The organism is Kribbella sp. C-35, assembly GCF_046549195.1.
Taxonomy (GTDB): Bacteria; Actinomycetota; Actinomycetes; order Propionibacteriales; family Kribbellaceae; genus Kribbella.
Window position 1 is genome coordinate 438,535 of sequence record NZ_JAJPWG010000001.1, and the last position, 25,650, is coordinate 464,184.

At 68.3% G+C, this 25,650-nt stretch carries 27 protein-coding genes; 10 read left to right on the forward strand and 17 right to left on the reverse strand.

Annotated elements, in window-relative coordinates; all coding sequences use genetic code 11:
* Positions 1-124 precede the first annotated feature (124 nt).
* The 6 genes from ACLJOO_RS02180 to ACLJOO_RS02205 all read right to left on the reverse strand — a co-directional run bounded on the left by ACLJOO_RS02180 (position 125) and on the right by ACLJOO_RS02205 (position 5,004).
* Positions 125-685, reverse strand: a complete 561-nt coding sequence (locus ACLJOO_RS02180; protein ID WP_410785060.1) for a DNA-3-methyladenine glycosylase I — start codon at positions 683-685, stop codon at positions 125-127.
* Positions 682-1,161, reverse strand: a complete 480-nt coding sequence (locus ACLJOO_RS02185; protein WP_410785061.1) for an SRPBCC family protein — start codon at positions 1,159-1,161, stop codon at positions 682-684. Before ACLJOO_RS02185 ends, ACLJOO_RS02180 begins: the two co-directional genes overlap by 4 nt.
* A complete protein-coding gene (locus ACLJOO_RS02190) occupies positions 1,161-2,150 on the reverse strand; it encodes a DivIVA domain-containing protein (protein ID WP_410787106.1) in 990 nt (329 codons plus the stop codon). The genes ACLJOO_RS02185 and ACLJOO_RS02190 overlap by 1 nt, the downstream gene beginning before the upstream one ends.
* A gap of 214 nt (positions 2,151-2,364) precedes the next feature.
* On the reverse strand, positions 2,365-3,222 hold the full coding sequence (locus tag ACLJOO_RS02195; protein ID WP_410785062.1) for a TIGR00730 family Rossman fold protein: 858 nt from the start codon (positions 3,220-3,222) through the stop codon (positions 2,365-2,367).
* Positions 3,223-3,259: 37 nt separating this feature from the next.
* Positions 3,260-4,324: a succinyl-diaminopimelate desuccinylase gene (gene dapE / locus ACLJOO_RS02200; protein WP_410785063.1), complete on the reverse strand. Its 1,065-nt coding sequence runs from the start codon at positions 4,322-4,324 to the stop codon at positions 3,260-3,262.
* On the reverse strand, positions 4,321-5,004 hold the full coding sequence (locus ACLJOO_RS02205) for a VOC family protein (protein ID WP_410785064.1): 684 nt from the start codon (positions 5,002-5,004) through the stop codon (positions 4,321-4,323). Before ACLJOO_RS02205 ends, dapE begins: the two co-directional genes overlap by 4 nt.
* Positions 5,005-5,194: 190 nt before the next feature.
* On the opposite strand from ACLJOO_RS02205, the gene ACLJOO_RS02210 reads away from it, so the two are divergent.
* Positions 5,195-5,860: a maleylpyruvate isomerase family mycothiol-dependent enzyme gene (locus ACLJOO_RS02210; RefSeq protein WP_410785065.1), complete on the forward strand. Its 666-nt coding sequence runs from the start codon at positions 5,195-5,197 to the stop codon at positions 5,858-5,860.
* A gap of 50 nt (positions 5,861-5,910) precedes the next feature.
* Here the strand turns inward: ACLJOO_RS02210 and ACLJOO_RS02215 are convergent, their stop codons facing one another.
* Positions 5,911-6,174 carry a hypothetical protein gene (locus ACLJOO_RS02215; protein WP_410785066.1) on the reverse strand — a complete coding sequence of 88 codons (264 nt, stop codon included), beginning with the start codon at positions 6,172-6,174 and terminating at the stop codon, positions 5,911-5,913.
* A 167-nt stretch (positions 6,175-6,341) separates the two neighbouring features.
* On the opposite strand from ACLJOO_RS02215, the gene ACLJOO_RS02220 reads away from it, so the two are divergent.
* The 5 genes from ACLJOO_RS02220 (at position 6,342) to ACLJOO_RS02240 (ending at position 9,849) form a co-directional block, all read left to right on the forward strand.
* Positions 6,342-6,518: a hypothetical protein gene (locus tag ACLJOO_RS02220; RefSeq protein ID WP_410785067.1), complete on the forward strand. Its 177-nt coding sequence runs from the start codon at positions 6,342-6,344 to the stop codon at positions 6,516-6,518.
* 51 nt (positions 6,519-6,569) lie between these two features.
* The gene (locus ACLJOO_RS02225; RefSeq protein ID WP_410785068.1) at positions 6,570-6,932 is read left to right on the forward strand and encodes a hypothetical protein; all 363 of its coding nucleotides are present in this window, start codon (positions 6,570-6,572) and stop codon (positions 6,930-6,932) included.
* Positions 6,933-7,192: 260 nt separating this feature from the next.
* Positions 7,193-7,846, forward strand: a complete 654-nt coding sequence (locus ACLJOO_RS02230; RefSeq protein WP_410785069.1) for an SIS domain-containing protein — start codon at positions 7,193-7,195, stop codon at positions 7,844-7,846.
* Positions 7,843-8,781 (forward strand): ribokinase, encoded by a 939-nt coding sequence (locus ACLJOO_RS02235; protein ID WP_410785070.1) that lies wholly within the window; start codon positions 7,843-7,845, stop codon positions 8,779-8,781. The genes ACLJOO_RS02230 and ACLJOO_RS02235 overlap by 4 nt, the downstream gene beginning before the upstream one ends.
* Positions 8,782-8,850: 69 nt before the next feature.
* Positions 8,851-9,849 carry a LacI family DNA-binding transcriptional regulator gene (locus ACLJOO_RS02240; RefSeq protein WP_410785071.1) on the forward strand — a complete coding sequence of 333 codons (999 nt, stop codon included), beginning with the start codon at positions 8,851-8,853 and terminating at the stop codon, positions 9,847-9,849.
* Between the two features lie 33 nt (positions 9,850-9,882).
* Here the strand turns inward: ACLJOO_RS02240 and ACLJOO_RS02245 are convergent, their stop codons facing one another.
* From ACLJOO_RS02245 to ACLJOO_RS02255, 3 genes are all read right to left on the reverse strand, one after another.
* Complete coding sequence (locus ACLJOO_RS02245; RefSeq protein WP_410787107.1) at positions 9,883-12,954, reverse strand: GH92 family glycosyl hydrolase; 3,072 nt, start codon at positions 12,952-12,954, stop codon at positions 9,883-9,885.
* Positions 12,955-13,085: 131 nt separating this feature from the next.
* Positions 13,086-13,979: an NAD-dependent dehydratase gene (locus ACLJOO_RS02250; protein WP_410785072.1), complete on the reverse strand. Its 894-nt coding sequence runs from the start codon at positions 13,977-13,979 to the stop codon at positions 13,086-13,088.
* On the reverse strand, positions 13,976-14,836 hold the full coding sequence (locus ACLJOO_RS02255) for a phosphotransferase family protein (protein WP_410785073.1): 861 nt from the start codon (positions 14,834-14,836) through the stop codon (positions 13,976-13,978). Before ACLJOO_RS02255 ends, ACLJOO_RS02250 begins: the two co-directional genes overlap by 4 nt.
* Before the next feature lie 78 nt (positions 14,837-14,914).
* On the opposite strand from ACLJOO_RS02255, the gene dapD reads away from it, so the two are divergent.
* Both dapD and ACLJOO_RS02265 read left to right on the forward strand, forming a co-directional pair.
* Complete coding sequence (dapD, locus tag ACLJOO_RS02260) at positions 14,915-15,853, forward strand: 2,3,4,5-tetrahydropyridine-2,6-dicarboxylate N-succinyltransferase (RefSeq protein WP_410785074.1); 939 nt, start codon at positions 14,915-14,917, stop codon at positions 15,851-15,853.
* Between the two features lie 100 nt (positions 15,854-15,953).
* On the forward strand, positions 15,954-16,931 hold the full coding sequence (locus tag ACLJOO_RS02265) for a hypothetical protein (protein ID WP_410785075.1): 978 nt from the start codon (positions 15,954-15,956) through the stop codon (positions 16,929-16,931).
* Positions 16,932-16,977: 46 nt separating this feature from the next.
* On the opposite strand, the gene fdxA is transcribed toward ACLJOO_RS02265, so the two are convergent.
* Entirely contained in the window at positions 16,978-17,304 is a 327-nt protein-coding gene (fdxA, locus tag ACLJOO_RS02270; RefSeq protein ID WP_012923087.1) for a ferredoxin, read from the reverse strand.
* Between the two features lie 118 nt (positions 17,305-17,422).
* On the opposite strand from fdxA, the gene ACLJOO_RS02275 reads away from it, so the two are divergent.
* Both ACLJOO_RS02275 and ACLJOO_RS02280 read left to right on the forward strand, forming a co-directional pair.
* A complete protein-coding gene (locus ACLJOO_RS02275; RefSeq protein WP_410785076.1) occupies positions 17,423-18,349 on the forward strand; it encodes a GNAT family N-acetyltransferase in 927 nt (308 codons plus the stop codon).
* Positions 18,350-18,360: 11 nt separating this feature from the next.
* The gene (locus tag ACLJOO_RS02280) at positions 18,361-18,798 is read left to right on the forward strand and encodes a type II toxin-antitoxin system PemK/MazF family toxin (RefSeq protein ID WP_410785077.1); all 438 of its coding nucleotides are present in this window, start codon (positions 18,361-18,363) and stop codon (positions 18,796-18,798) included.
* Between the two features lie 4 nt (positions 18,799-18,802).
* Here ACLJOO_RS02280 and ACLJOO_RS02285 read toward each other — a convergent pair whose 3' ends face one another.
* The 6 genes from ACLJOO_RS02285 to ACLJOO_RS02310 form a co-directional block, all read right to left on the reverse strand.
* Entirely contained in the window at positions 18,803-20,575 is a 1,773-nt protein-coding gene (locus ACLJOO_RS02285) for a VanW family protein (RefSeq protein ID WP_410785078.1), read from the reverse strand.
* Positions 20,576-20,688: 113 nt separating this feature from the next.
* Positions 20,689-21,207, reverse strand: a complete 519-nt coding sequence (locus ACLJOO_RS02290) for a flavin reductase family protein (protein WP_410785079.1) — start codon at positions 21,205-21,207, stop codon at positions 20,689-20,691.
* 77 nt (positions 21,208-21,284) lie between these two features.
* Complete coding sequence (gene mshB / locus ACLJOO_RS02295; protein WP_410785080.1) at positions 21,285-22,196, reverse strand: N-acetyl-1-D-myo-inositol-2-amino-2-deoxy-alpha-D-glucopyranoside deacetylase; 912 nt, start codon at positions 22,194-22,196, stop codon at positions 21,285-21,287.
* 57 nt (positions 22,197-22,253) lie between these two features.
* Positions 22,254-22,550, reverse strand: a complete 297-nt coding sequence (locus tag ACLJOO_RS02300; protein ID WP_410785081.1) for a LuxR C-terminal-related transcriptional regulator — start codon at positions 22,548-22,550, stop codon at positions 22,254-22,256.
* 157 nt (positions 22,551-22,707) lie between these two features.
* The gene (locus ACLJOO_RS02305; protein WP_410785082.1) at positions 22,708-24,405 is read right to left on the reverse strand and encodes an ABC transporter substrate-binding protein; all 1,698 of its coding nucleotides are present in this window, start codon (positions 24,403-24,405) and stop codon (positions 22,708-22,710) included.
* 188 nt (positions 24,406-24,593) lie between these two features.
* Positions 24,594-25,637, reverse strand: a complete 1,044-nt coding sequence (locus ACLJOO_RS02310) for an ABC transporter ATP-binding protein (protein ID WP_410785083.1) — start codon at positions 25,635-25,637, stop codon at positions 24,594-24,596.
* Positions 25,638-25,650: the final 13 nt, after the last annotated feature.

The following is a 25,650-nucleotide window of genomic DNA, read 5'->3' on the forward strand; positions in this document are numbered from 1 at the left end:
CGGGGAGCCCGCTGAACACCACATCACGTTCAGTGGCCGAAGCACAACTCGTTCAGCCGTTTGTCTTTTGTTTCCGCCAAAGTACCTTTTGCATCTGCAGAAGGCTTCTGCACGTGCACGCGGATTACCGGGCTATACAGGTCTTCAAGTGGTCGTTCACGATGCCCGTGGCCTGCATCAACGCGTACGCCGTGGTGGGTCCGACGAACACGAAACCCTTCTTCTTCAAGGCCTTCGACATCGCCACGGACTCCGGTGTCGTGGCCGGTACGTCGGCCAACGTCTTCGGGGCCGCGTGCTTCGCGGGGCGGAACGACCAGAGCAGCTCGGTGAACTCGCCTTCGGCCAGGTCGAGCAGCGCGCGGGCGTTGGAGATCGTCGCGTTGATCTTCAACCGGTTGCGGACGATCCCCGGATCGGCCATCAACCGCTCGAAATCCGCGTCGTCATACTTCGCGATCGTCTCCGGATCGAACTGCGCGAACGCGGCCCGGAAGTTCTCCCGTTTGCGCAGGATCGTGATCCACGACAGGCCGGACTGGAACCCCTCGAGGGTCATCCGCTCGAACAACGCGACATCGGTGCGGATCTCCTTGCCCCACTCGGTGTCGTGATATTCGACGTACTCCGGTGCGGACGTCGCCCAACCGCAGCGCGGCTGCCCGTCCGGTCCGACCACCGTCATGCGTTGGCCTCCTTCACCAGTCGCCGGAGGGAGATCCGCATCATCGTCTCGAACGCCGGGCGCACCACCGGCCAGGCGAACGCACCCAGGCGACCGAGCGGCGGTACGACGTCCTCGGACCAGGTGAACGTGCTGCCGAAGACCGACTGGTCGCGCTCGACGCCGCAGAACACTCTCGGCTCGATGGCGAACGTCCCGGTGCCGCGGACGAGCTTGCCGAGATGCTTCACCGTGCACTCGCGCGGCGGATCCCAGTGTGTGATGACCATGTCGTCAGTGAACCCGACGCCACCGACAGAAGTCCGCGCCGCGACTCCCCCGCCGACGCCGACGCCATCGTTCTCGGTCCCCCAGACACGCGTAAACAGCATCCAGCGGGATTGGCGCTCCCAGTCCATCACCACGTCCCACGCGACCTCAGGCGCCAGCAGCAACTCGACCGACGCCTCCGCGTGACAGCTCCTTGTGGCGGCCATCAGCTGGGGCGCTGATACGCCCCTTCACCCTGCTGATCCGCAGGCGGCCAAAACCGCCACCCCTCCTCGTCCCCATCCCCAGCCGCCCCGTTAGCCCCACCCTGCTGCTCTCCCGGCTGCTGCCCCTGCGCCTGCTCCGACCCCTGAGCCTGCTGCTCCTGGGCGTCCTGCTCCGCCTGCCGCTGCGGCGCCTGAGCGGGAGCCTCCGGTGCCTGCGGCTGCTGGAGCTGCGGCGGCTGCTGCGTCCAGTGCGTGGTGGGTGGCTTGGTGGGAAGTTCTTCGGGGGCCGGCTGCTCCTGCTGCTGGTTCTGCTGAGCGGGAGGTTGCTGATGTGGAGCCGGCGTACGGCGTGGAGTTACCGGTTGGGACTGAGCTTCCAGTACGGCGCGGGCCTCGGCCTGCAGGCGCTCGTACTCGTCCGCAGCTGCCTGGATCGCCCGCGGCAGCTCGGTCGTCTCCGGTTCGTCGTCCGCCGCGTCGGAGGCTACGGACGCCTGCGGTACGTCGGACGTCTCGCCATCAGACCGCGCCGACCCATCGGATCCAGCCGAGTCGGTGTCCTCCGAGGCGGCAGGCTCAGGTGCCGGCGCGGGTGGGGTGATGGGGTCGGGGCCGCCGACCAGGATCGGCGGCTGGGTTCCGGTGTCCTCGAACTCGGCCGGGTCGTACGGGCGCGAGCTGAACCCGTGCCCGTCCGGCGCCTCGACGATCGGCGCCACGGCACGCTCGAGGTCGGCGATCCGGCGGTCGCGTTCGGCGACCTCCTTCGCGACCCGTTCGAGCAGCGTGTCGACCTCGTCCATCCGGTAGCCGCGCACCCCGACCGCGAACCGCGCCGACTCGATATCGGTCGACGTGAGCGCCTGCCGCGCCGGCACAGTCATGTCGGGCCGGTCGTCGTACGCCGTGCTCATGGCACCCCAACGACCCGAGGCCACTACCGCGACAGCCCCGATCAACAGCACCACGATCAGCCCGAAGAACCACATCACGGAACCGATCGTGCCATGCCGGGCGAGTCAACCGCGAAAGTCCCCGGGATTTAGAGGTCGCGCAAGGCGCCGGCGCCGTCGCGAGCGTCGTCCCGCGGAGTGCTGGGCAAGGCGGAGGAGGGAGGCAGGACGGAGTCCTGTCGACCGACGACAACGCCGCCCAGTGCCCGCGGGACGGCGCGCAGCAGGCGCCGGCGCCTTGCGCGACCTCTCAGCTCCCGTCCGACCCGAGACGCTGCGCCCGGGAGGCCGGCTCGTTGGCGGCGTCGACCTCGCGCGCGGCTTCCTGAGCGGCTTCCGCGGCGGCCTCGTCGGCGAGTTCGCCCGACTTGACGATGTAGCTGATCGCCTCGTCGACGTCGTCGGTGACGACGAACATCTCCAGGTCGGCGGCCGAGATCTTCCCGTCCTCGAGCATCGTGGTCCGCAGCCACTCCACCAGGCCGCCCCAGTACGACGTACCGAACAGCACGACCGGGAACGACGTGACCTTCCGGGTCTGCGCCAGCGTGAGCGCCTCGAACATCTCGTCCAGCGTGCCGAACCCGCCCGGCATCACCACGAACCCCTGGGCGTACTTCACGAACATCGTCTTCCGGGTGAAGAAGTACCGGAAGTTCATCCCGATGTCGACCCACTCGTTCAGGCCGTTCTCGAAGGGCAGTTCGATGCCGAGCCCGACCGATACCCCGCCGGCCTTGGACGCGCCCTTGTTCGCGGCCTCCATCACGCCCGGTCCGCCGCCGGTGATCACGGCGTACCCGGCCTCGACCAGCTTCCGCCCGCACTCCTCCGCGGCGGCGTACATCGGGTCGTCCACCTTGGTCCGCGCCGACCCGAACACGCTGATCGCGGCGCCGAGCTCGGCCAGCATGCCGAAGCCCTCGATGAACTCCGACTGGATCCGCAACACCCGCCACGGGTCGGTGTGCACCCAGTCCGACGGCCCGCGGCTGTCCAGCAACCGCTGCTCGGACGTGGACTGCTGCACCTGGTTACGCCGCATCACGACCGGCCCGCGCTGCTGCTGGCCGACCGGACGGTCAGGGTGGATCGATGGTTCTGACATGCCTCCAGGTTATTGCCTGACCGGTAATCGGGCCGGTCTAGGCGCGGCTTGTCAACCAACTCCTCAGCCGCTGTTCACACAGCTCGATCTCGGCCTCGGGCACGAACTCGTCCTGCTTGTGCGCGTACAGCGGGTCCCCCGGCCCGTAGTTCACCGCCGGTACGCCGAGCAGCGTGAACCGCGCCACGTCCGTCCACCCGAACTTCGGCTGCGGCTCCCCGCCCACCACCTGCAGGAACGCCGCGGCGGCCGGCCGCTCGAGCCCCGGGAGCCCGCCCGGAGCGGAGTCCGTCACGGTCACGTCGTATCCCTCGAAGACCTCGCGCAGGTGCGCCTCTGCCTCCGCCTCGGACCGGTTCGGCGCGAAGCGGTAGTTGATCGTCACCGTGCACAGATCCGGTACGACGTTGCCGGCGACACCGCCCGTGATCGCGACCGCGTTCAGCCCCTCGCGATACTCGAGCCCGTCGATCGGCACCCGCCGCGGCACGTACGCCGCCAGTCGCGCGAGCACCCCGCCCGCGGTGTGGATCGCGTTGCTGCCCATCCACGACCGGGCCGAGTGCGCTCGCTCGCCGCGGGTGGTGACCTCGATCCGCATCGTGCCCTGGCAGCCGGCCTCGACGACCGCGTTCGACGGCTCCATCACGACCGCGAACACGCCCTCGAGCAACTCCGGGTTGGAGCGGGTCAGCCTGAACAGACCGTTCCGCTCGGCCTCGATCTCCTCGCAGTCGTAGAACACGTACGTGACGTCCCGGTTCGGCGCGTCGAGGGTCGCGGCGAGCCGGAGCCCGACCGCGACGCCGCCCTTCATGTCGCACGCGCCCAGCCCGTGGATCAGGCCGTCGGCGCGGCGGGCCGGGAGGTTGTCGTTGAGCGGCACGGTGTCGAGGTGACCGGCGAGGACGACCCGCTCGGCGCGGCCCAGATCGGTGCGGGCCACGACGGTGTTGCCGTGCCGGAAGACCTTCAGATGCGGGTACGCCGAGAGCGCGGCCTCGACCTTGTCCGCGAGCTTCTCCTCCGTCCCGCTGACCGAGGAGATGTTCACGAGGGCCTCGGTCAGGTCGGGACCGCTCGCAGTGAGATCCAGCTTCATGGGGCCTCCGGGGGCAGGAACACGCAGAACTCGTTGCCTTCGGGGTCGGCGCAGATGTGCCAGCCGATCTCGTCGTCCTTGGGCCGCAGCAGTGTCGCACCCGCGTCGAGCACCGGCTGCAGTGCGGGTGCGGTGACGTCCCAGTGCACGCGGTTCTTGACCGTCTTCGGTTCCGGGACCGGGTTGAAGACCCAGTACCTGAACGGCAGACCGGGGACGTTCTCGAGCCAGTCGTACGGCCGCCCGGCCCGGCTCGAGAACTCGCCGCCGACCACGCCCGCCCACCACCGGGCCTGCGCCTCCGGGTCGGCCGAGTCGACGATCAGTTCCATCAGCCGGTACGCCGGGACCGTCTCGCGGACGAACCCGCAGAACTCACCGCCCTCCGGGTCGGTCAGCACCGTCCACTGCTGCTCCGGCGTCTCCGGGGACTGAACTGTCGCTCCGGAGCGTTCGAGGTCCGCGATGTCGCCAGTGATCACGTCGAGGTGCACGCGGTTCTTCACCGTCTTCGGCTCCGGGACCGTGCACATCCAGATAGTCTTCTCCGGGACGTCACCGACGAGCACGTTCGGGTTGTCGGCCGGCGCGGTCAGCCCGATCGTCCGCCCCCAGAAGCCAGCCATCCCACTCGGGCTCGCCACGTCCACACACAGGTCCTTGAACCGCGCGACGCTCATACCGGACAGATTATCGGGCGGTCCGCCTCCGGTAGTGGCGGCTGACCCGCTCGCGATTCCCACAGGCAGGTTGGGGAGGATTTCTTCCCGATTCGGGTACACAAACCTCCCCAAGTCGGACTCGCACCGCAGCTGCCTCTTCCGGAGAATGGGGACATTCGATTGATGGCATGTGATTGAAGGAGCTGCTGTGGGCCTGAACGACGTACGCGTGATCGCCGACCAACTGCTCGCCGTGACGGCAGACCTCGACGACGCCAGCGCACGCGCCGGCTCCGGCCTGCCCGGGTGGTCGCGTGGGCATGTGATCACGCACATCGCGAACTTCTCCGAGGCGATGACACGTCAGGTCGACGAGGCGCTGCAGGGTCGCCTCGTCGAGGTGTACGACGGTGGGCGCCCGGCGCGCGATGCCGCGATCGAGGCCGGCGCCGACCGCCCCGCCGCCGAACTCCGGTCCCACCTGACGCAGGCCGTCACCACGCTGCTCGCCTCCTGGGACAAGGTCGGCCCCACCGACTGGCCGCTCCCGATCCTGCACCGCAACAGCAACCTCTCCGCAGGCCTGCAGGCCACGTGGCGCGAACTCACCATCCACACCACAGACCTCGACCTCGGCATCACAGCCACCACCTGGTCCGACGACTTCTGCCGGCACCTCCTCGACTTCCTCCGCCCCCGAACCCCCGACAACATTCACCTGATCCTCAAGTCCCCCACCCAAACCTGGGACAACGGCACCGGCAAAGACATCACCCTCGAAGGAACCCTCACCGCCCTAACCGCCTGGTACGCCGGCCGCCCAACCCCAACCCCCATCACAGGCCCAACACCAGAACTCCTCCCCTGGCCGTGAACTTTCCGGAAAGAAATACGCACTGGGCGACGATTTCTTTCCGGAAAGCGTCAGCTCACGGTGAAGTCGTCGAGCTGGATCCAGGTGTCGAGGTTGGGGGCGTTGAAGCCGGCGTAGACGGTGAGTTCGTGGATGTTGGGTGGGACCTTCAGCGTGACCTCGTGGTGGGCGTAGCCGGTGCCGGCGCTGAAGGTGGTGGTTGCCAGGTCGGTTGTTCCGGTGCGGACGCCGAAGCGGCCCTGGTCGGCGGGGAGGTTTGCTGATGCGTTGATCCAGGAACCGAACGTGTACGTCGTACCGGGGACAACAGGCACGTTCTGGTACAGCGCGCTCCAGCCCGTGCACGTCCAGCGGATCCAGCCGTTGTTCGCGCCGGAGTGTGCGAAGCCGAGGCCGCGGTCGACGCCGTTGGCCGCCGTACCTTCGAAGAGCCACGCCGGTTTGCCGCTGCCGGTGCCCTCGAATCCACCGTCCGCGAGCTGTGAGACGTACCGGACGGCCAGCGGCGCCCTTCACCTCGTCGTCGAAGTCCGATTCGCTGCCGGTGCGAGCGCCGTCGTTCAGCAACGCGAGCGCCAGGAACACGGACTGCGGATCGGCGACGGTGTCGTCGAACGAGTCCCGCCAGTTCCCGTCCAGCCCGTACGCGTACACGTAGCCGTCGGGCGCCGCGGCGCCGCCCTTGCCGAAGTCCGCGAACCAGATCGTCGTGAACACATGGTCCCTGAACATCGGCTTCGACTTGTCCCACGTCCAGGTCCGCCCGTGGTCGGTCGACTTCAGGATCGTCGCCGCCGGTACGTCGTTGAAGTCGAGCGCGAGGTCCTGGACGGCGAGGTACATCGTGTCGCCGACGCACACCATCCCGGTCGGCTTCCGGTTGTACCCGGCGCCGCTCCAGACCGACCCGACCTGGTCTCCGCGAGAGATCGTTGCCCCGGACAAGTTTCCCGGCGTACCGGTGATCTCGCTGACCGCGATGTCGGCGAAGTCGCCGTCGAGGCTGAACCCCTTGCCGTCGCCGTTCCGAAAACCAGCGGCAGGAGAGCAAGCAAAGCCCCACGCTTCATAGCAGTTCCTTCACTTGAGTCCGGTCGCCTTCATCGCCTCGAACGGGTCGAGCGGGGTGCCCCGAGGGGCAATCGATTTCTCGCAATCTACGATCGGCGACCAGGCCGGTCAAGGGGCGTCGGGGTGCCGATGTGATCAACCCGAGCAATTCCCGCCTGTACGCAAGGGTTTCGACCTGGGCGCAGCCGTTGACACCACCAGACCGCGCTGCCTAATCTGCGGAAATCGATTTCTGAGACGAGAGGCACTGGGATGCCAGTTGTGCCGAACCGTGCGTCCGCCCACCGCACGGCCGACGAGCTGTCCAGGGACCTGGTGGCACGGGGACTGCAAGCGGCGCGGGACGCCATCGAGACCGAGGCCGCGGCCGTGTCGGCACTCGCCGACCGGCTGGACGGGGTCTTCCTGGAGGTGCTGATCGCGGTCGCCCGGTGCGAAGGTCACCTGGTCGTGACCGGCCTCGGCAAGTCCGGTCTGGTCGGACGGAAGATCGCCGCGACGCTCGCGAGCACAGGTACGCCGGCCACGTTCATCCACGCAGGCGACGCGTTGCACGGTGACTCCGGCGCCGTGACGTCGCGCGATCTCGTGCTGGCGCTGTCCGCCTCCGGAGAGACGACCGAGGTGTGCGAGTTCGCGCGGATGTTGCGAGACCGCCAGATCCCGGTGATCGCGATGACCGGGCGCGAGGAGTCGACGCTGGCGCAACTGGCGACGTACACGCTGGACACGATGGTGCTCCGCGAGGCCGATCCGCTGAACCTGGCGCCGACCGCGTCGACCACCGCCTCACTGGCGATGGGCGACGCGCTGGCGTGCGCACTCGTCGTACTGCGGGAGTTCAGTCATCACGACTTCGCACAGTTCCATCCGTCTGGTGCCCTGGGCAAGCGTCTCGCGGAGGACCAGAAATGAACGATGTCTGTGTGCTCGGATCGTTCATGAAGGATCTGGTCGCGTCGGCGGAGCGGCGGCCGTTGCCGGGCGAGACGCTGCACGGCACCGGGTTCGCGGAGTTCCTCGGCGGCAAGGGCGTGAACCAAGCGATCGCGGCGGCCCGGATGGGTGCGCGGACGGCGATCGTCGGGACGATCGGCGACGACCGGTACGGCGAGGAGTTCCTGGAACTGCTGTCGGCGAACGGGGTCGACACCTCGTGGGTCGTGCGGCACCCGTCACTCGGCACCGGGGTGGGACTGCCGCTGGTGCTGCCGGACGGCGGGAACTCGATCATCATCGTGTCCCGCGCGAACGCGGCGATCACCGCGCTGAACGTCGAGGCGGCGACCGACGTACTGACCGCGAGCAAGGTGCTGAGCGTGCAACTCGAGCTCCCGGTCGAGGCGAGCCACACCGCCCTCCGGCTCGCCTCGGCCGCGGGCGTCACCACGATCCTCACACCGGCCCCGGTCGGGCCGGTCGACCCGACGCTGGCGTCGTACGTCGACATCCTGGTGCCGAACGAGGTGGAGGCGGCGGCGCTCACCGGGCTCGACTGCGACGACGAGTCGCAGGTGCCGATGATCGCCCGCAAACTCGCCGAGGACTGGGATCTGCGGGCCTGTGTGGTGACGCTCGGGTCCCGGGGCGCCTATGTCCTGGACCGGGTCGGCGGGTTCGAGGAGCGAATCAGCGCACACGAGGTGGACACCGTCGACACGGTCGGCGCCGGCGACGCGTTCTGCGGTTCACTGGCCGCGTCACTCGCGCACGGGGCCGACCTGGTGGACGCCGTACGACTGGCGAACGCCGCAGGCGCCCTGTCCACCACGGTGAACGGCGCCGCCGACTCCGCCCCTTCACAGGCCGCAGCGCTGGCACTACTGCAAGGCGCGACGTCGGCACCATGAGATCCTTTGGCTCGGATCGGCGTTAGAGTGCGATCCAGACGACCATCGGATCTCCAGCGGGGAGCGGGTATGACGACGATCTACGACGTTGCGCGTAGGTCGGGGGTGTCACCGGCCACGGTGTCCCGCGTGCTGAGCGGCCGGCGGAACGTGGATCCCGAGCTGTCCGAGAAGGTTCGGGCCGCGGTCGCGGAGCTCGGGTACCGGCCGAACGGTGTTGCGCGGAACCTGCGCAAGTCGTCGACGAACCTCTGGGCAGTCGTCATCTCGGACATCGAGAACCCGTTCTTCACCTCGCTCGTCCGCGGGCTCGAGGACGTCGCGCAGACCGAGGGGTACCACGTCGTACTCTGCAACTCCGACGAGGACTCCGCGAAGGAAGCGGCGTACGCGTCGGCAGTCCTGACCGATCAGATGGCCGGCGTGGTGATCTCCCCGACCTCGACGGCCGAGGGCGTCCACCTGCTCGCGAACGCGAAGATCCCGCTCGTGATGATCGACCGTCGCGTGGAGGGGGTCGAGGCCGACACCGTGCTGGTCGACAACGAGCACGGCGCCTTCGAGGGCGTCAAACACCTGATCGACGGCGGGTACCGGCGGATCGCCTGCATCACCGGCCCGCGCAAGGTGTCGACGGCGATGGACCGGCTGGCCGGGTACCGGTCGGCGCTCCGGGCCGGTGGGATCCGGTACGACAAGGACCTGGTCCGGCACGCCGACTTCCGCGAGGCCGGCGGGTACGCCGCGATGGAAAGCCTGCTCGAACTCCCCGATCCGCCCGAGGCACTGTTCGCCACCAACAACCTGATGACCGTCGGCGCCCTGGAATGCCTCGCTCGGAAGGGGCTGCGGGCGCCGGACGACATCGCGATCGTGGGCTTCGACGACATCCCCTGGGCCGACCTCGTCGTACCCAGCCTGACGACCGTCGCCCAGCCGACCTACGAACTCGGCCGCACGGCCGGCCTCCTCCTCAAAGACCGAACCGCCTCCCCCGGCCGCCCACCCTCCACCGTCACCCTCCGCACCGAACTCCACATCCGAGCCACCTCCGCCCCCAAGAAGTAAAGGACACCGCTCCGCGGCGGCAGCTCTATTGCGTCAGTGGAGGAGTTCTAGCTGGGCGAGGGTAGTGGGGGTGGGGAATGTCAGGCGGTAGTGCTGGTATTCGCCGGGGGTCTTGAGGGTGAAGGGGCGGGTTTGGCGGGGCCAGGGGAAGGTTTGGTTGGTGCGTTCGTCCAGGAGGGTCCACGTGGTGCCGTCGGTGGATGCCTCTAGTTGCCACGTGGTGGGGGCGTCCGCGGAGCCTGACGTCAACGTGTAGAGGGTCGGGGTTGCGGGGGCGGGGAGGGACCACGTGGCTCGTTCGACGGTGGTTTCGGTGGTGGAGGTGTCGTCGAAGAGGGGGTCGTTCGGGTCGACTGGGATCAGGTCGACGAGGGGCGCCGGGACGGTGTCGTCCGACGTGAGCGCGGGTGGTGACTCGAGCGTCGCCCAGTCGGACGGTGAAGCGCCCAGTGTGAAGTGGAGTTGGTCGGCGGCGGTCAGGTCCGCGTGGGTGATGGATGCTACGGACAACTGCTTGCCGTCGACCTGGAGCTCTTGTACATAAGGGTGTTCAGCGCCTGTGGCAGTGATCGTGAGCGGACGGCCGCCCAGCGGGGAGACGAGGACGCGCGGGAAGAGCGGCGAGCCGATCGCGTACTCGGGGGCACCGACCCGGAGCGGGTACAGACCGAGCGCCGCGAACAGGTACCACGCGGACATCTCGCCGTTGTCCTCGTCGCCCGGGTACCCCTGGCCGATCTGCTCACCGACGTACAGCCGGTCGAGGACCTCGCGGACGATCGCCTGGGTCTTGGCCGGCGTACCGGTGTAGTTGTACATCCAGGCGATGTGGTGCGCCGGCTGGTTCGAGAAGCCGAACTGGCCCATCCGGACGGCCTGCGCCTCGAGCATCTCGTGGATGACGATCGAGTACGTGCCCTTCTTCACCGCCAGTTCGGGGGTCGCGAAGAACGCGTCGAGCTTCGCCTCCAGCCCGCGCGGCCCGCCGTACAGGTTGGCGAGGCCGCGCGGGTCGTGCGCGACGTGGAACGCGAAGTTCCACCCGTCGGTCTCGGTGAAGTCGCCGCCCCACTCCTCGGGATCGAAGTCAGCGGGAGTCTTCGCGAAGGAACCGTCCGGCCGGCGACCCTGAAAGAAGTTGATGGCGTTGTCGAACAGCAGTACGTAGTTCAGCGACCTGCGGCGCAGGTACTCCGCTTCCTCCAGCAGTTGAGCGCGCCGATCCGGAAACACCTCCGCCAACTGGGCGGCCATCGAGGCCAGCGCGAAGTCGTTCAGGTACGCCTCGAGCGACCACGGCACGCTCTCCTCGATGTCGGTGCTCACGTACCCGGCGAAGAACCCGGTCTCGACGCCCTTCCGCCCGACCTCGGTCGCCTCCGGCGCGACGGTCGCGTTCCGCAAACCGGCGTCGTACGTCGCCAACGGGTCGGGCAACGCCACGCCCTTGAGGTACGCGTCCGCGAACGACACGTCGGAGCTCGTCCCGGTCATGCAGTCCGCATACCCGGGCGAGGACCAGCGCGCGATCCAGCCGCCGTCGCGGTACTGCTGCACGAACCCGTCGACCAGCTCCGCGGTCAGCTCCGGGTAGAAGAACGCGTACGCCGGCCACGCGGTCCGGTACGTGTCCCAGAACCCGCTGTTCACGTACATCTTGCCGCTCTTCACGACCGCGTTCGTCTCGCGCGCGGTCGGGACGCCTGATGTGGGCAGGACCGGGCTGGCGTAGCGGTACTCCGGTGCGTCCGGCGTACCCGCGTTCTCGAAGTGTGAGTTCGGGTAGAGGTTGAGCCGGTACAGGTTGCCGTACACGGTCCGCAGCTGCGGCGGCGTCGCGCCCTCCGGCCGGATGACCTGCAGGCGCTCGTTCCACACCGCGTTGGCGGCGGCCTGGATCTCCTCGAAGGACCGCCCCGCGAGCTCGAGCTCCAGGTTGTGCCGGGCCTGGTCGACGCCGATGAAGGACGTTGCGATCCGCAACGTCACCTCGGGTACGTCGAACGTCGCGGCGCGGGCGTTGGCGCGACCACCGTGCGCTTCTCCGAATGAGGCCGTCTCAGAGAACACCCCGTAGCAGTACATCCGGGTACGACCGGTTTCGGAGCCGTTCTCGACCCAGCCGGTGACCGCGTTCCCGTCGTACTCGAAGGCGCCGTTCTCGTCGATCGTGTCGAAGATCAGGTGCCGTCCGGGCGCGTCCTGCGGGAACGTGAAGCGGAAGATCGCGCCGTGGTCGGTCGGGGTGAGCTCGGCGCGGACGCCGTTCATCAACTGGACCGAGTACACGTCGGGCCGGGCGAGTTCGTCGTCGTGGCTGAACGCGGCGGCGCGCTCGGCGGGATCGCCCAGCGGCTCGGCGGCGGCGACCGGCATGATCGTCAGCTGATCGCGGTCGCCCATCCACGGGCTCGGCTGGTGGGAGAACGTGAGGCCCTGCAGTTCGGGGCGGTTGTCGGCGTTGTTGGCGCGGTGGTACTCGTACGGCCAGCGGTGCGTCGAGGCGTTCGTGACCGGCGTGAGGAAGTTGAACCCGTTCGGCCAGGCAGTGATCGGCAGCGTGTTCCCGCGAGAGAAGTCGTGGCTGGCGTTGGTCCCGCGACGCGTGTCGACGTACGCCGTGAGGTCCGACCCATCGGGCTCCGCCGGCGCCGGGCCGATCTCGACGTCGTCGATCCATCCGGCGAACTCGTGTCCCGCCTCAGGCGCATCCACCACGAGCACGACCTGCGCGATCGTCTTCCCAGCGGCCGCGGTCAGATCGACCTGTACGTCGTTCCACTGGTCGGCGTACAGAATCTTCGCGGCCCCCAGCCCCGCGGCGTCAGCAGCCTTCCCGTACTGATCCCGAGCCCCGACCAGCCGAGTCCCATCCCCAAACACGACCTCGACCGCCACATACGTAGCCGAGTAACTCAGCCCCGCGTCCAACTCCGGATAAACCAAGTACCGCAACCGATCCCCCGCGGCGACAACCTCACCCCCACCAGGCAACGCCACGACCTGCCGCCCACCCGACGTCCCCGAGTACCGAGTCCCATCAACACTCGTGAACCCCGCCCGAGAACTAGTCGGCCCGCCCGGCCCGCCACCACTCCGAATCATCACGCCGCAATCCTACGAACCCCCACACCGGCCCCGTCACCATGTTTCCATCGTGGACTGGATGGCCTGCTTTCCGGAAAGAAATCTGCACCTGGCGGCAGAAATGTTCCGGAGATCGTTCGCACCAAAGGTCAGTGCGGTGGATCCGGTGGGGTGTTTCCGGCTTGGATCCAGGTGACGTAGTCGTGGGCGATCGCCTCGTCGGGGCGGAGGTGGAGGCCGGCGCCTAGGGCTTGGGTGTTGTTGAGTTGGAAGGTGCCGTCGTTGGTGCCGTCGTGGGGGAGGTGGAAGCGGTCTTCGGGCGGGGACCAGTTGATGGGGTGGGCGTTGGGTGTGGTGGTGCGCCAGGCGTCGGCCAGTTCGGTCATCGTTTGGGTGGGGCCTACTGCGTTGAAGGGGCCGGGGATGTGGTTGACGGTGAGGTGGAGGAGGAAGGCGGCCAGGTCGCGGGCGTCTATGTACTGGATGGGCTGGTCGGGGCGGGCCGCGCATTCCATCGGGAGGTTGTGGGCGAGGGCCCAGCCCCAGTTGCCGAAGTCGGGGTTGTAGGGGCCGACGACGAAGCCGGAGCGTACGGCGGCGGTGCGGGCGCCGAAGGTGGCGGTGAGCAGCGATTCGTTGCGGACCTTCGACGGGCCGTAGAGGTCCATCGTGAACTGGTCCTCGGGGGCGTCGGCCGGCCACGGCAGCAGCGGGGCGGATTCCGTCATACCGGGCGTGGTCTTGCTCGCGTACACGGCGATCGAGGACATGTACGTGTAGTGACCGCAGCGGTCGCGGAGTACGGACGCGCTGAGCGAGACGTCGCGGACCAGGAACCCGGACATGTCGATCACGCCGTCCCATCCACCGGTGGCGAGGGCCTCGGGTGCGGCGCGGTCGCCGACGATCCGGCGTACGGACGGGAAGATTTCAGGGTTCGTCTGCCCGCGGTTGAACAGCGTCACCTCATGACCGTCCGCAAGCGCCGCCTCGACGACGTGCCGCCCGAGATTCTTGGTGCCGCCGAGCACAAGCAGCTTCACGCCAGTGCTCCGACGACGTCCTCGAGTTCGCTCAGCAGCCCGTCGATCCAGCCCGCGGACTCCGGGATCGTCCGCAGGCCTTCCTCGACCACGAACGTCAACGCCACCAGATAGAAACAGCCGCCGCCCACCAGGAGCTGACGCTCCACCAAGGCCGGGTCGGCTCCGGCGGCCTCGACGTAGCGGGCCACGATCGGCTCCCGGTCGTGGCTGAGGGCAACGGCATCGCGCAGCAGGGTGTAGAGGTCGCTCAGATGCGGCGCCAGGTACGCGCCCGGCCAGTCGATCGCGGTCCATCGCCGGCCGTCGGTGACCAGGTTCTTCGGCACGAAGTCGCCGTGCACGACGGCCGTCGGAGCGTCCCGGTGCAACCCAGCCAACGCTTCGGTGAGCGGGCCGAGATCGAAGCCGATCCGCCCGATCCGATCGGCGAGCTCCTTCACCCGCTCCGGCGGGAACTCGCTCGCTCCGGGCGAAGACGGTGAAGAAGTCGGCGCGCGGGTTCCCGCGGTCGCCTGCGAGCGGATCCTCGCCGCCAGTTCTGCGGCCGCGAGGAACCCGTCGGCCGTCGGCTCCTGCTCCAACGTCACCCGCCCGACATCCTCCAAGACCAGGATGCCGGCCCCGCCGGATCGATACCGGTGAATCAATGCGGGCGCCGGCAGCTCCAGCGGTACGACGAAGCGCTCGTACGCCGCTGCCTCGTCAGCCTGCCCGTCGGTACCCCGCTTGACGATCACGCTGTTCAGCCCGAACGACAACCGCCACACCTCGGAGGATCCCCACTGCCGAAGCAACTCCCCGCGCAACTCCGCGACGGCCGGCGCCTTCGTGGCTTCCAGAACCGGATCGGACACGATATCGAGCCAAGCAGGAAGCATCCGAACAGTAGACCACGGTCCGGCCACCGGGCGCCGCCGAATTAGGGTGTCCTCATGACCGAGAACGCCACGCACGCCTGGGGCTTCGGCCTCGCCACTGTTACGACTGCTGGGGACGTCCTGGATGTCTGGTACCCGGCGCCCGAGCTCGGGACGCAGCCCGATGACGCGAAGGCTCCGGCGGAGCTGGTTGCGGCCGAGGGTAGCGACGAGCTCCGGCAGGTACGGCGTGAGGTCGTGGCGACCGAGATCGCGCTGGACGCGGCCCCCGACGGTACGGCGGACGCGTACCTCCGGCTGCACCTCCTGAGCCACCGCCTGGTCCGGCCGCACGGCGTGAAGCTGGACGGCATCTTCGGCGCCCTCCCGAACAACGCGTGGACGTCGCACGGCCCGGTCCCGGTCGAGGAGATCGAGAACGTGCGGCTGCGGGCGCGCGCGGCGGGTCAGCACCTGAGCGTGACGAGCGTGGACAAGTTCCCGCGGATGACGGACTACGTCGTACCGTCCGGGGTCCGGATCGGCGACGCGGACCGCGTCCGTCTGGGCGCGCACCTCGCGGAGGGTACGACGGTCATGCACGAGGGGTTCGTGAACTTCAACGCCGGCACCCTCGGTACGTCGATGGTCGAGGGCCGGATCGTCGCCGGGGTCGTGGTCGACGACGGCAGCGACATCGGCGCGGGCGCGTCGATCATGGGCACGCTGTCCGGCGGCGGCAAGCAGGTCATCTCGATCGGCAAGCGCTGCCTGCTCGGCGCGAACGGCGGGACCGGCATCTCGCTCGGCGACGACTGCGTGGTCGAGGCGGGGCTGTACGTGACCGCCGGCACCAAGGTCCTCCTCCCCGACGGCAGCGTGGTCAAGGCCCGCGACCTGTCCGGACAGCCCGGACTGCTCTTCATCCGCAACTCGGTCACCGGCGCGGTGGAGGCCCGCCCGCGCAAGGGCGAAGGCATCACGCTCAACGAGGCGCTGCACGCGAACGCCTGATCGTCCGAAAGTATGAATTCGGCAACCGACGTGAGGCTCGGTACGTCAACCCGTTCGTGAGGCAGGAACCTGTCACCCGCCCCCGAGCGTTGGGAGCAGTATGCCGGTGAAGCGTGGTGCCCTCGTGGCCGTGGGGGGCATCGGCGTGCTCAGCCTGGCGGTCGGGGTCGGCATCGCCTGGCTCGGCGGGAAGCACGTCGGGAACCTCCTGCCGCCGACCGAGGAATGTACGGCGACGGTCGGCGGACAGATGGTCGTGGTCGATTTCGAGCAGGCCGAGTCCGCGGCGATCATCGCGGGCGTGGCCGTACGACGGGGTCTGCCGGCCCGCGCGGCGACGATCGCGCTCGCCACGGCGTACCAGGAATCCGGCCTGCGGAACCTGGCGCACGGTGACCGCGACTCGCTCGGGCTGTTCCAGCAGCGGCCGTCGCAGGGCTGGGGTACGGCGGCTCAGGTGCGGGACCCGCACTACGCGGCCGGGAAGTTCTACGACGCGCTCGTGAAGATCAGGAACTACCAGAAGCTCGCGATCACGGTCGCGGCCGACAAGGTGCAGCGCAGTGCGTTCCCGAATGCGTACGCCGACCACGAGGCGGACGCCCGCGTCCTGGCGTCAGCGCTGACCGGGCAGTCGAAGAGCGTCTTCAGCTGCACCGTGAACACCGACGCGGTGCCGCAGGAGGCGATGGGCAGCAACGGGCTGACGCCGCGCGCGGACGCCGTACGGAAGGACCTGATCCGGACGTTCGGGAAGGTGACGACCGGCGGGTACGCCGTGGGCGGCGTGAAATCCGGGCACATGGAGGGGTCGGCCCACTACGACGGGCGGGCGGTCGACGTGTTCGTCCGGCCGATCTCGACGGCCAACACCACGAAGGGCTGGGCGATGGCGCAGTACCTGGTCGCCCGGGCGGACCTGCTGAAGATCAAGACGGTCATCTTCAGCGACAAGATCTGGACCGCCGGCGGCCGGTCGGACTCCGGCTGGCGGGACTACACCCCGCCGGAACGCTCCGGCGACCCCAAGATCCTCCGCCACCTCGACCACGTCCACGTGGACGTCCTGGAGCAGTAAATGACAATGGGACGCCCAGCGCGGGCGTCCCATTGTGATCGAGCGCTTACTCGTCGTGTTCCTGGGGCGGCAGGGCCGCGATGAACGGGTGGTCCTTGTCGATCTTGCCGAGCTTGGACGCACCGCCCGGCGAACCGAGGTCGTTGAAGAAGTCGACGTTCGCGGTGTAGTAGTCCTTCCACTGCTCCGGGGTGTCGTCCTCGTAATAGATCGCCTCTACCGGGCAGACCGGCTCGCAGGCTCCGCAGTCGACGCATTCGTCGGGGTGGATGTACAGCATCCGGTTGCCCTCGTAGATGCAGTCGACGGGGCACTCCTCGACACAGGCGAGGTCCTTCAGGTCAACACACGGCTGCGCGATGACGTAGGTCACTGCTACTCCTCCTATGGCAGGCAAGCGCAGCGGGGATTCCGGGGTGCTGCGATGCGGTGGTGCTCGGTGTCTCTAGTATCACGGTAGTACGTTGCCCACTGTGCCAGGAGTCCGGATCGTGTCAGGCCTGGGTGCCCGTGATATCGGCCACCGTGTCGTCGTCCGGCACCGGATTCCGGGCGGTCTGACCGACGTCATCGGGGTACTGCAGGCGTGGACCCCCGCCCTCCTCATTGTCCGCCACGCAGACGGCACAGTCCACGAAATCTCGGTTGCCGACGTGACCTCCGCCAAGACGATCCCCGAGATGCCGCTCCGCCCGGTGGACGTCGACCAGCTCTTCCTCACCACCGCACTGGGCCGCCCAGCTGTGGAGACGGCGTACGTCGGTCACTGGTTGCTCCGGGCATCGTCCGGCTGGACGGGCCGCGGCAACTCGCTCCTGCCCGCGGGCGACCCTGGTATGCCGGTTGCGGACGCACTCCAGCAGGCGATCGCGTTCTACGACCAGCACGGTCTTCCCGCACAGGCCCTGGTCCGCGTCGGCAGCCCGTACGACGAGGAGATCCGCGCCTGCGGCTGGATCGACGCCCGCCCGGAGGAGTCCGACGTACTCGTCATGCACACCACGCTCGACCACGTGAACGGTGTCCCGACGTACGACGTACAGCTCGCGGAGGCCCCAAATGATGCGTGGTACGGGACCGCTTTCGACGGCACGGTGCCGGATGTCGCCCCGAAAGTCCTCGAGGGCGCCCCGAAGACGGCGTTTGCGTCGATCGTGCTGGACGAGGCCGTCGTCGCGGTGGGGCGTGGCTCCATGACCGGGCACTGGCTCGGTGTGGACGCGATCCGCGTGGCTGACGGCTACCGCCGCCGAGGCCTCGGTACGGCGATCCTGCAAGGGCTGGCGCGCTGGGCGGGACCGCATGGCGGCCGGCGTACCTATCTCGAGGTCCTGCTGGAGAACACGGCCGCCATGACGACGTACACCCGCCTCGGCTACCAGGAGGCGTACCGCTACCGGTACCTGACCAGCGGCTAGGCTCACGAGGCATGGCGGATCATGTGGTCGAGCGGCCGGAGTATGCGGGGGACTTCGAGGGGACGGTGCGGGTGGAGTACACGCCGCACCCGGACGACGGGGTCGCGGATCCTGGTGAGATCGTCTGGACCTGGGTGCCGTTCGAGGAGGACTTCAGCCGCGGTAAGGACCGCCCGGTGCTGGTCGTCGGCTGGGACGAGCCGTTCCTGCTGGCGCTGATCCTCACCAGCAAGGACCACGACCGAGACGCCGCCGACGAGGCGCGCTGGGGCCGGGTCTGGCTCGACATCGGCAGCGGGTCCTGGGACAAGGAGCACCGGCCCAGCGAGGTCCGCCTGGACCGGGTCCTCCGGATCGACCCGCACCAGGTCCGCCGCGAGGGCGCCGTGATCGAAGAGGCGATCTTCGATCAGGTCGCGGCCGGCCTGCACAACCTCAACCGCGGCTGAAGGATCAGCGGGTCGTCGTGGCGACGCCCGGCTTCCGGCCGGGTGGTGTCGAGATGCCGCCCGGCGGCGGCGTCACGGTGGTGCCCGGCTTCGGCCCGCAGCGGATGTCGTCGGCCGCGTTGTACTTCGTGGTGAACGACTCGGTCTTCTGCCGTACGCCGTTCTTCGCGAAGTACCGGTAGATGGTGATGTCGAAGCCCGGGGTCGGCGCCTGCGGCTCGCACTTCGCGGCCGTGTTGTAGACGAGACCCGGCTGGCGGAAGTTCGTCTTCTGCGACTGCCCGGCGGTGATGTCGACGAACTTGGTGCCCCAGATGATCACCCGGATGCTGCCCTTGCTGCCCGGGGTCGACGGCTTGAAGATCGTCTGCACCAGCAGGCCGTGCCCGGAGTCGTTCAGGAACTTCAGGTCCACGTTCGGCCAGGCCACGGTCGCCTCCCGGCCGACCGGGTAGCGGCTGATGTAGACGCTGTGCGCCTTGTGCGCGACGATCTTCAGCCCGGCGAAGAACGCCGCGTTGAAGGTGGTGGTCGCCGACTGCGAGACGCCGCCGCCGAAGTCCTTCTCGAACTTGCCGCCGCTGATGATGTACCCCTCGGCGAACCCGTTCTCCTTGGTCCGCTCGCCGACGATCTTGTTCAGGCTGAACTCTTCGTTCGGCTTCAGCAGCGTGCCGTTGATCTTCGCGGCCGCCGTCCCGATGTTGGTGTTGCGGTACGGCGCGTGCGGGAACTCGGTCTTGAAGTCGCCGATGTTCTGCGTGATCCCGAGCGCGGTCGCCTGCGCGGTGGTGAACTTCGCCGGGGTCGGCGTCAGCGGTACGGCGGCCCGTCGCTCACCGGTCGGCTTCGGCAGGATCGCCAGGATCGCCGCACCGACCTTCGCCCGGTCGACGACCATGCCGTTGACCGCCGGGATCACCTTCGGCCCGGCGCCGACGATCTGCACCGTCGCGTCCTTCGGCAGCGTCTCCAGCGTCTTGAACCGCTGCAGGAACAGCGGCTCCAGCGCCTTGGTGTTCAGCGCCGGGATGACCTTGCCCTCCTGCACGCTGACTGCCAGCGCCGGTGCGAGCTCGGCCGGCTCCAGCTCGACCGACTTCGTCCCGACCGTCAGCCGGACCGGCCCCGACATCGCGGGCTCGGCGAACTCCTTCAGCGCCTTGTCGATCGCCTCGGTGGCGGCCTGCGGCTTGGTCACGCCGGCCGGCAGTTCCTTCGGGGTCCCGTCCGACGGGTACGCCGCGTACACCGCGTCGCCCGCCTTCGCGGAGTCCAGCTGCAGGCCGTCGGCCGGGTCGTGCTTCACCGGCTGCGTGCCCTTGAAGGTGATCGTGCCCTCGGTGGCCTTGCGGTTCACCTGGCCGGCGAGCTTGTCGACGGCGGCCTTCAGCTTCGCGTCGTCCTTGGTGACGACCGGCTCGACCGCGTCACCGCCGGTCAGCGCGTGCCAGATCCGGCCGGGGGCCAGGCTGCGACCCGCGCCCGCGGCGGCGACGGTCTTGTCCACGTCCACCGAGAGCCCGGCGTCGGCCGGCAGCACCTGGAACTTGGCGTCGCCCGCCTTCAGCGCGATCGGCGCGGCCACGCGGTCCTTGAGACCGGCGCTCAGCTTGGTCTTCGCGTCGTCCTCGGACAGGCCGCCGATCGGGATACCGAGCACGGTCGTGTCCGTCGGGATCTTGGCTCCGGCGAACGCGAACGCCGCGCCGTACCCCACGACGACAACACCGAGCCCCGCGGCGGCGATGATCCCCGCGAGCTGCTTTCTCCCCACCGGACAGAGTCCTCCCGCTCGAGCGCTTGGTCAGGGCACAAGCGGACATCCTACGGGACGGGGCAGGCCCCACCGACCGTCGGGGCCGCCCCGCGATGCCCCGCCGGTAACGATCAGTTTCCGGGCAGTTCCCGGTAGTGACTGGAGTGGTAGATCAAGGCGCTAGGGTCAGCCGGATCGCCCGTGCCGAGGCTGAGCACCTCGCCCACGACGATCGTGTGGTCTCCCCCGTCGTACGTCGCCCAGGTCCGGCACTCGAGCCACGACAGGGCGCCGTCGACGGTCGGGCAGCCGGTTTTCGGGCCCGCCGTCGTACCGATGCCGTCGAACTGGCTGTACAGGTCCCGCCCCGACCGCGCGAACCGATCCGCGATCGCCTGCTGCGCCCCGGACAGCACCGACACGGCCCAGTAGCCGCAGTCCAGTACGGCGGAGTGCATCCGGACGCCCTTGTCGACGCAGACCAGCACCAGCGGCGGATCGAGCGAGACCGAGGTGAACGCGTTCGCGGTCATCGCGTGCGCGACGCCGTCCTGCAGCGTGCTCATGATCGTGATCCCCGACGCGAACTGGCCGAGCGCAGCGCGGAACTCCGCAGGTGGGACGCTCCCACTCGACTCGGTTGAGGACACCCCAGCAGGTTATGCCTGCCAGTAGGTTGATGCCTCAACCGAGCGTGTGGGAACCGTCACCTGCCCTGCTGAATCGTCTAGAGGCCGGCGAACAGGTCGTGCTCCAGGCCGTCGGGACCGGGGGCCGGGGTGCCCTTGACCAGGCGGTACGGCTCGGAGGCCCAGATCTGGTTGCCGTTGTTGTTCGACAGCGCGAAGAACGGGCCGTCGACGGTGATCTGGGTGGCGTGCGCCTTCATCGCGTTCATCTTCCGGTCGATGAACTGCTCGCCCTCGATCACGCAGTCGATCAGCCGGTCCGGCGTGATCATCGGCGGCATCGGGCCGTCCGGGTCCATCCCCTCGAAGGTGGTCGTGTCACCGGCGTCGCGGAGCGTCCGGAGCTGCTCGCGCATCCGGGACTCGGCCATCGCGGTCCAGTAGATCTTCGGGATGTCCCAGGCCGGGCCGAGGTCCTCCCGGTACGACCGGGCGGCGGCCAGGGCGGCGGCGTACGTCGCGACGCGGTGTGCCTTGATGTGATCGGGGTGGCCGTAGTTGCCCCACTCGTCGTAGGTCACCAGGACCTGCGGGCGGAGCTCACGGATCACCGGGACCAGATCGTTCGCCGCGGCGACCAGGTCGGCCTGCCAGAAGCTGTCCTTGCGGGTCTGCGGCGGGACGTCCGCGTTGCCTTCGTCGTTGTAGATCATGCCGGTGTCGCGGTACTTCCCCGGGCCGCCGAGGAACCGGTGGTCGGTGACACCGAGCTCGGCCATCGCGTTCGCGAGCTCACCGATCCGGTGCTCGCCGAGGCCGTCGTCCTGGTCCGCGGCCAGATGGGCCAGCTCGGGGACGAGGACCTCGCCCTCCTCGCCGAGGGTGCAGGTGATCAGGGTGACGTGGGCCCCCTCGGCGACGTAGCGCGCCATCGTCACACCGTTGTTGATGGTTTCGTCGTCCGGGTGGGCGTGCACCAGCAGCAGCCGGCGCTCAGCAAGCTCAACCATGCCGAAAGCCTACGTCGGCCCCCGGACAGTTCTCGCGGCAGTTCTTCCGGCAGCGGGTCAGCCGAAGCGGCGGACCAGCAGGCACCCGGCCTGGAACCGCGACTTGGCGCCGAGACCGGCGATCAGCGCGCTGATCTCGGAGCGCACGGTGCGCAGCGACAACCCGAGGTCGCGCGCGATGGCGGCGTCCTTCGCACCGGTCGACATCATCCGGCCGATCGTCACCTGGCGGCTGGTCAGCTCCTTGACCGCGGCGGGAGTCCGCCGGTGCGATCCGAGCTCGTAGACCTCGCAGACGATCTCCGGCGCGACGTCTTCGAGCCGCACCGCCTCAACAGCCGGATACACCGACATGCGTCACTCCTCCCCAAGAGTTCAGGAAAGGATTCTCGTCCCCGGGACGGACCACGTGCCAGGTACAACCCGTACAAACCACCCATACAGTTGCGGTGCGTGAACAGCGAGAAGGGCGGCGCCCGCAGGCACCGCCCTCCTCAGAAGTGTGCTGCGATCAGCTCACTTTCTTCAGACCGATCTGGGTCAGGTCGGGGAACCCACCGGTGTTCGGGTCGCCCACCACGTTGTCGAGGTTCGAGCCCACGACGTACACGTTGAGGTCCTGGACGGTCGGCACCAGCGGAGCCGTCTTCATGATGTCGACGTACAGGTCGGACAGACCGGACTCGATCTTCGTCTTGTCGGTCTCGGTCGCCAGGGACGCCATCTTGTCCCAGCCGGCCTGGCTGCGCGCGTAGTTGTTCTGCGCGGCCTTGCCCGGCGCGGTCGTGTCCGGTCCGAACACCGACGGCACAATGGTCGTCAGGCTCGCCCAGTCGTAGCACCAGCCCGCGGTGATCAGGTCGGTCGCCGCGGTGTCCTGCTGCTGCGTCGAGTAGTAGTTGTCACCCGGGATCTTCTGGATCTCCACGTTGACCCCGATGGCCTTCCAGGACGCCTGAGCGGCCTCGGCAGCCTTCACGGCAAGACCGGAGTCCGCCGTACCCAGGACGAGCTTCTCGCCCTTGTAGCCGGCCTCGGTCAGCAACTGCTTGGCCTTCGCCGGGTCGCCTGCATCCGGGACCTTGAAGGTCTCTTCCTTCTTGTAGCCCTCCATGTCCTGCGGAATGATCGAGTCGACCACCTTGGAGAGCCGCTCGCCACCACGGCCGTCGCGGTAGCTCGTCCGGTCGAGGCCGTAGTACAGGGCCTCACGCAGCTTCTGGTTCTTCAGCAACGGCTTCTGCTGGTTGAACGCGATGTACCGGCGGCAGATGTCGGTGCCCTCGACCACGCGGTCCTTGACGTTCGCCTGGTTCGTCTTGGCGATGTTCTCCGGCTGGACACCGGCGAAGCTCAGCGAGCTCTGGTCCGCCGCGCCGTTCGCGATCAGCCGCTGGTCGACGGTCGCCTCGGCGTCACCGAACTTGAAGATGAACTTGTCCGGCCGGGCGTCGCGCAGCGGGTCGGTCTTCTGGTCCCAGTTGGTGTTGCGGACCAGCACCAGCTGCTTCTTCCGGGTGTACGACTCGATCTTGTACGGGCCGCTCGACACCGGGTGGTTGTCGTACTGGGTCTTGGTGTCCTTCGCCTTCGGGACCGGCGCGAAGACCTTCATGCTCGCCGTACCGTCGAACGACGCGACCGGGCGGTTCAGCTTGAAGACGATCGTCTTGTCGTTCGGGACCTCGATCGCGGTGCAGCCCTTGCCACCGTTGTTGCCGGACACGTACGGGCCCTTGTAGCCCTTGCAGTCGAGGTACTCGTGCGCGTAGGGCGCACCCTCGGCCATGTCCGCGGCGAACGACCGCTCGGCGTTGTACTTGATGTCGGCGGCAACGATCGGCGTACCGTCCTCGTACTTCAGGCCGTCCTTCAGCTTGAAGGTCCAGGTCTTGAAGTCCGGGCTGGACTCGTAGCTCTCGGCGAGGTCCTTCTCGAGGACGATCTTCTTCGCCTTGCCGTCGTACCGGTAGTCCGTCAGGGTCCGGGTGATCAGCTTGCCGATCATCTGGGAGTCGGTGACGAAGTTCCGCGCCGGGTCGAGGTGCTCCACGTCGCTGACGTGGTAGACGGTAACGGTGCCCCCCTTGGCACCGGCCGAAGCCTGCCCTGTCGGCGTCTCGCTGTTTCCCCCGCCGCAGGCAACCGCGGTCAGGCTCAGAACCAACCCTACGGCGATCGCCGCTCCGGGTCGTTTGAGGTGATCCATGGCCAGTGATTTCCTTCCTTGTGTTGACACTCGTCGCCGGGTCACGGCGGCACGGAGAAAGTGATCTACGTCATGTGGCGGTCATCAACTCACGTGTTCACAAACTGCGCAATGGAGTTTGGGCCGCTTGACCGGATCGTGATCCCTTCAATGCCGTCGCTACACCGGACGAACACTCTGTGTAGTAGTCACACCACGTCCCGTTCCTCGGGGAAGTGGCAGGCCGCTTGGTGGCCCGGGGCTCCGATCTGCAGCAGCGGCGGCTCTTCCGCGGCGCAGATCTCCTGTGCCTTCCAGCACCTGGTCCGGAAGCGGCACCCCGAGGGCGGGTTCAGTGGGCTCGGTACGTCGCCCGTCAGCCGGATCCGCTCACGCGCTTCCTCGGCGTCCGGGTCGGCCTCCGGCACCGCGGACAGCAGCGCGTGCGTGTACGGGTGCCGGGCGTGGTTGTAGAGCTCGTCGCGGTCGGCCGTCTCGACCACCTTGCCGAGGTACATCACCGCGACCCGGTCGGAGATGTGCCGGATCACCGACAGGTCGTGCGCGATGAACAGGTAGGCGAGCCCGAACTCCTCCTGCAGGTCCTCGAGCAGGTTCACGATCTGGGCCTGGATCGACACGTCGAGCGCCGATACCGGCTCGTCGCAGACGATCAGCTTCGGCCGCAGTGCGAGCGCCCGGGCGACCCCGATCCGCTGCCGCTGGCCGCCGGAGAACTCGTGCGGATAGCGGTTGTAGTGCTCGGGATTCAGCCCGACCCGCTCCATCAGGGTCTGGACCGCCTTCTTCGTCCCGCTCTCGCTCTTCACCTTCTGGATGTCGAACGGCGCCGCGATGATGGTGCCGACGGTCTGCCGCGGGTTCAGCGACGAGAACGGGTCCTGGAAGATCATCTGGACCTCCCGCCGGAACGGGCGCATCCGGGCCCGGTTCAGGTGGGTGATGTCCGAGCCCATGAACGAGATCGAGCCGCCGGTCGGCTCGTCCAGTCTGGTCACCAGCCGGCCGGTGGTGGTCTTCCCGCAGCCGGACTCACCGACCACGCCGAGCGTCTCGCCGGCGTGGATGCTGAGGTCGACGCCGTCGACCGCCTTCACCGCGCCGGTCTGCCGCTGGAAGATGATCCCCTGCGTGACCGGGAAATAGCGTTGCAGCCCCTTGGTCTCGAGCAGCAGTTCGCCACCCGCGGACTGCTTGCCGGTCGTCTGCTCGGCAGATGTCGTCGTACTCACCAGCACTCCCCCG